Source organism: Mesorhizobium sp. M2A.F.Ca.ET.037.01.1.1 (assembly GCF_003998075.1).
Classification (GTDB): Bacteria; Pseudomonadota; Alphaproteobacteria; order Rhizobiales; family Rhizobiaceae; genus Mesorhizobium.
The window spans coordinates 1-5,177 of the sequence record NZ_RZSA01000438.1; the positions used below are offsets into that span (position 1 = coordinate 1).

5 protein-coding genes are annotated in these 5,177 nt (G+C 64.6%); all 5 read right to left on the reverse strand.

Annotation, left to right across the window (positions count from 1 at the left end; translation table 11 throughout):
• The coding region (locus tag EOA27_RS20780; protein ID WP_145970445.1) for an ABC transporter permease at positions 1–769 on the reverse strand (769 nt) is incomplete at its 3' end.
• A complete protein-coding gene (locus EOA27_RS20785) occupies positions 766–2,292 on the reverse strand; it encodes a sugar ABC transporter ATP-binding protein (protein WP_189343213.1) in 1,527 nt (508 codons plus the stop codon). The genes EOA27_RS20780 and EOA27_RS20785, both read right to left, overlap by 4 nt.
• Positions 2,293–2,360: 68 nt before the next feature.
• Complete coding sequence (locus EOA27_RS20790; RefSeq protein ID WP_210211625.1) at positions 2,361–3,362, reverse strand: sugar ABC transporter substrate-binding protein; 1,002 nt, start codon at positions 3,360–3,362, stop codon at positions 2,361–2,363.
• A 69-nt stretch (positions 3,363–3,431) separates the two neighbouring features.
• Positions 3,432–4,091, reverse strand: a complete 660-nt coding sequence (locus EOA27_RS20795; protein WP_126078737.1) for an L-fuculose-phosphate aldolase — start codon at positions 4,089–4,091, stop codon at positions 3,432–3,434.
• A 27-nt stretch (positions 4,092–4,118) separates the two neighbouring features.
• The gene (locus EOA27_RS20800) at positions 4,119–4,895 is read right to left on the reverse strand and encodes an SDR family oxidoreductase (protein WP_126078738.1); all 777 of its coding nucleotides are present in this window, start codon (positions 4,893–4,895) and stop codon (positions 4,119–4,121) included.
• Positions 4,896–5,177: the final 282 nt, after the last annotated feature.

Below are 5,177 nucleotides of genomic sequence, written 5' to 3' on the forward strand. Positions count from 1 at the left end.
AGACGGTGAGGATGCTCGCCACCGCCGCGCAGAAGCCGCTCAGCACATAGGTGAAGGACACGTAGAACGGCACGCTGATGCCCGCCGCGCGCGCCGCTTCCGGGTGTCCGCCGACGGCGTAGAGCCTGAGCCCGAACGACGTGCCGTGAACGACCACGATCATGATGGCGGAGAAGACGATCAGCGCCCAGGCAAGCGCGGAGATGCCGAGGAAGCTGCCCGACACCAGCACGCCGAGCAGCGGGGAGGATGCGCCGACGACCGTGTTCTGGGTGAGGGTGAGTTCCATGCCGGCCGCGACATTGAGCACGGCAAGTGTTGCGAGCAGCGGCAGGATGCCGAGCCCGACCACGGCAAGGGCGTTCAGCGCGCCGACCGCCATGCCGACGGCAATGGCCGCGATCACCGAGAGGAAATCGCCATAGCCCATCGACAGAAGCGTCGCATAGATCGCGGCGCAAAGCCCCATATTGGCGGCGATCGAAAGGTCGATGCCACCTTCGGTGACGTCGGAGCCGCCGCCGATGATGACGGCGGTCATGCCATAGGCGAGCACGCCCAGGATCGCCGACTGCTCGACGACGTTGATCAGGTTGAAGGTCGAGGTGAAGCCCGGCGCGAAGACGACGAAATAAGCCATGATCGCGGCGAAGGCGGCGATCGCGCCGAGCCGCACGACGAGCGCGCCGAAGCGGCGGCCGGCGCTCTTGGCCGCGGCCTGCTTTTCGTCGGAAACACCGACGTCTGTGTGGAGGACAGTCGCGCTCATGCAGCCACTCCATCCATGGTCGAACGTGCGCCCGACGAAGCCGCCAGCAGCACATCGCTGTTCATCGCAGAACCGGAGAAGCTGCCGGCAAGCCGGCCGCGATAGACGACCAGCACGCGGTCGCAGACGCCGACCAATTCGAGCAGGTCGGAGGACAGAAGCAGGATCGCCGCGCCCTCGCCCGCCAGCCGATTGAGAAGATTGTAGATCTCGACCTTGGCGCCGACATCGACGGCCACCGTCGGCTCGTCCAGCACATAGACGCGCGACTGGCAGCTCAGCCATTTGGCGATCGCCACCTTCTGCTGGTTGCCGCCGGAGAGCTCGCGCACCAGCGCGTCGCGATGCGGTGTCTTGATCGACAGCTCCTTGATCAGACTGTCCACCGCCTGGTTCTCGCTGCCGCGGCTGACCAACCCGCTCTTGGAATAGCGGCGCAGGCTGGCCAGGGAAATGTTCTCGCGCACCGAAAGGCCGAGCGCCACGCCATGGGCGCGGCGGTCTTCCGGCAGCATGGCGATGCCGTCGCGCACCGCTTTGACGGGCGTCGACAGGGCAAGCTCCCTCCCCTCGACCTTGACCCGGCCGCCCTCGGCAGTCTTGAGGCCGAACAGGCACTGGACGATCTCCTTGGCGCCTGAGCCGAGCAGGCCGGTGAGGCCGACGATCTCGCCGGCGCGGACGTTGAAACCGATATTCTCGAAGCTGCCGCCGAGACGAAGCTTGGAAACCTCCAGCACCGGCGCGCCTAAATTGACCGAGCGCTTCGGGAACATCTCGCCGACATCGCGGGCGATCATCATCGCAATGATCTCGTCGATCGGCGTCTGACGCGGGTCGACCGTGCCGACATCGGTGCCGTTGCGCATCACGGTGACGCGGTCGCAGAGCTTCTCGATTTCCTGCATGTAGTGGGAGATGAAGACCACGGCGATGCCGTCGTCGCGCAGCCGGCGCAGCACGTCGAACAGGCTGTCGACCTCGCGCTTGACGAGCGCCGCCGTCGGCTCGTCGAGCACCAGCACCGAGGCTTTTTGCGCCAAGGCGCGGGTGATCTGCACGACCTTCTGCTGCGCCGTGGTGAGATCTTTCACAAGCGTTCCGGCCGGCAGTTCCATGCCGAAGAAGCGCTTCAGCAGGTCCGCGGCCCTGCGCTCCATGGCGCGGCGGCTTACGAACGGGCCAAGGCCGATCTCATGGCCGAGGAACACGGCCTCGCCGACCGTCGCGGTAGGCACCAGCAGCCTGTCCTGGTGGATGAAGTGCACGCCGAGCTTTTCGACCGAGGCCGGTGTCAGCGAAGTTACGGTCTCGCCGTTGATGAGGATCGAGCCGCTGTCCGGCTTGATGATGCCGGCCAGCACCTTGATGATGGTCGACTTGCCCGCGCCGTTCTGGCCGACAAGGCCGAGGATCGAGCCGCGCGCGATCTCGAGGTTCGCGTTTTCCAAGGCGCGTACCGGACCGAACCGTTTCGAAATGCCTGTCATCGATACAGCAATGTCACGCTTTGCTGTCTGCATGGCCGTCAATCCTGGTTGGATGTGACGGGCAGCCACATGGGCGCGGCTGCCCGCCGTTTCGTTCCGTCCTATTTAACGCCAGCCTTCTCGGCGGCGTCGAGGAACGGCTTTCCTTTTTCGACGGCATTTTCCTTGTTGATCAGCACCGAAGGCACGAAAGTGAAGGGCGGCACCTTCTGGCCGGCCAGATATTTCGCGGCATTGTCGACCGAGGTCTTGCCGATCTCATAGGGCTGCTGCGCCGCGACCGCGCCGGCCGGCGACTTCGGATCCATCACCATCTTGATGACTTCAGGGCTGCCGTCGATGCCGTAGGTCTTGACCTCGTTGCGGCCGGCGGCTTCGACCGCCTGCGTGGCGCCGATCTGCGGCACGTCCCAGCAGGCCCAGACCGCGCCGATCGAACCCTTCTCGGGCGACTTGGTCAGCATGTCGGTGACGTTGGAATAGGCGCTCTGCACCGTGTTCGGAATGACGTCGCGCAGCTCGGGCTCGACGATCTTCACATCCGGGAACGAGGTCAGCACATATTTCAGCTGATCGTAGCGGATCTTGCAGACCGGCACGCTGTAGAAGCCGTTGAAGACCAGCACATTGCCCTTGCCGCCCATGTCGGCGACCATCTGCAGCGCGATCTCGGCGCCGATATTGTAGTTGTTGGAGGTGGTGTTGTTGATGGCGTGCGGCGTCGCGGTATCGACCGTGAACAACGGGATGCCGGCGTCGCGGATCTTCTGCAGCCACGGGTTCAGCACTTCGAGATTGCCGAGCTGCTCGATGATCGCGTCCGGCTTCTGCGCGATCAGCGTCTGCAGCTGCGCGATCTGCTGCTGGTCCTTGCGGCCGGCGTCGAGCGCGATGACTTCACCGCCGAGCTCCTTGACGCGGTCCTGGATGCCTTTGAAGGCCATCAGGTCCCAATAATGGTCGGTGCCGATGGCGGAGACGCCGATGCGCTTGCCTTTGAGCGACAGTTCCTCAGCGCTGGCGCCCGAGATGGCGGCCAGGCTGCAAGCCGCCGCCAACCCCAGAGCGAGCGCCTTGACGAGGCCTTTCATCGAATTTGTCATTTCATTTCCTCCCTTGTTGATCGCTCCGGGCCTTCCCGGAGGATATGCGAAACAGTCAGTTGCTGCTCCTCAGGCAGCGGCGTCATTGTCGCGCAGGCCGTAGCTCGCCATGCGCTTGATGACGTTTTCGATCTCCTCGTCGGACAGGATTGGCGGCTCGCCGATCTGCAGGGCGCCGTGATACTGGCGCGCCAGCGTCTCGACCTCGACGGCCAGCCACATCGCCTGGGCGAGGCTCGACCCGACGGCGATCATGCCGTGCTGGGCAAGCAGGCAGGCCTTGCGGCCGCGCAATGCCTCCACCGCGTGCGCCGAAAGCTCCGCCGTGCCGAAGGTGGCGTAGGGTGCGCAACGAATGTCGCTGCCGCCGGCGACCGCGACCATGTAATGGATCGCCGGTATCTTCCGGCCCATGATGGCGATCGTCGTGCAATAGGTCGGATGCGCGTGGACGACTGCGTTGATCTCGGGCCGCGCCTTCATGATGTCGAGATGGAAACGCCATTCGCTGGATGGCGGCAGGCGTCCGTCGACCTCGCCGTCCCAGCTCATGAAGACGATGTCCTCGGGCACCAGCGTGTCATATGGCGTGCTCGTCGGCGAGATCAGCATGCCCTCGCCATGGCGGCAGCTGATGTTGCCTGATGTGCCCTGGTTGATGCCGAGTGCGTTCATCTCGATGCAGGCGTCGATGATGGCCTGGCGCACATCTCGGTCCGAAACGGTCATGCGATATTCCAATCCTTGCTCAGTCCGTCACCAGGCCGTGTAGCCGCCATCGATCGACAGGATCGCGCCCGTCACGTAGCTCGAGGCCGGCGACGCCAGGAACAGGATCGCCGAAGCGATCTCCTGCGGCGTGCCCAGCCGGCCCATCGGCGTCATGTCGATCCAGGTGTTGAAGAGTTCGGGACGCTCGCGCATCTTCAGCGTCATGTCGGTGCCGACATAGCCCGGCGCCAGCGCGTTGACGCGCACGCCTGACTTCGCCCACTCGACCGCAAGCGCCTTGGTCATCATGTGCACGGCGCCCTTGCTCACCATGTAGGACGGCGCGGTCTGCGGACGGTTGATGATCAGCCCCGACATGGAACCCAGATTGACGATCGAGCCCTTCTTGCGGTCGACCATCGAACGGCCGAAGGCGCGCGAGGCCCAGTAGACGCCGTTGACGTTGACATCCATCACCAGGCGCCATTCTTCGTCCGGCGTGTCGAGCGCGGTGTTGAGGCGCGCGATGCCGGCGCTGTTGACCAGGATATCGACCTGGCCGAAATCCGCGGCGACTGCGGTTGCCGTCGCCTCGACGGCTTGCGGATCGGTAACGTTCAACACGCGGCCATCGACGCTCGCGACGCCAGCGGCCTGGAGCGCCTCGGCAGCGGCCTTCAGCCCATCCGCATTCATGTCGAGCAGGACGATCCTCGCGCCGCAAGTCCCCAGCGCCTTGGCGGCCTCGAGACCGATGCCGCTGGCGCCGCCGGTGACGACGGCAACCTCGCCCGTCAGGTCGAATTGCGACCGGTAATCCATGCACGTCCTCCATCAGGACAGGCTTGAGCGCGGGCAAAACGCTGCCCTCGCCGCCGAAGCGGCGCCGCAAGCCGGCCGTCCTGATAATGCCTCCGGGGTCAGGCTCCTCCCGACCCCATGACAGGGACGTTACAGAAGCTTCCCGGGTCCGTCAATCTGGTTATAACCAGAAAACGGAATCTTTTTTGGATGTGCGCAATTCAGGTGCGATCGACACCGTTCACCGTCGCCGACGGCTGCTCGACCGCCATGTGGATGCGGGCGACAGAGGAGTTGTAGAAG

Coding starts and splice junctions, on each gene's coding strand:
- EOA27_RS20785 (WP_189343213.1), bottom strand. CDS start 2,292: ATGCAGACAGCAAAGCGTGACATTGCTGTATCGATGACAGGCATTTCG.
- EOA27_RS20790 (WP_210211625.1), bottom strand. CDS start 3,362: ATGACAAATTCGATGAAAGGCCTCGTCAAGGCGCTCGCTCTGGGGTTG.
- EOA27_RS20795 (WP_126078737.1), bottom strand. CDS start 4,091: ATGACCGTTTCGGACCGAGATGTGCGCCAGGCCATCATCGACGCCTGC.
- EOA27_RS20800 (WP_126078738.1), bottom strand. CDS start 4,895: ATGGATTACCGGTCGCAATTCGACCTGACGGGCGAGGTTGCCGTCGTC.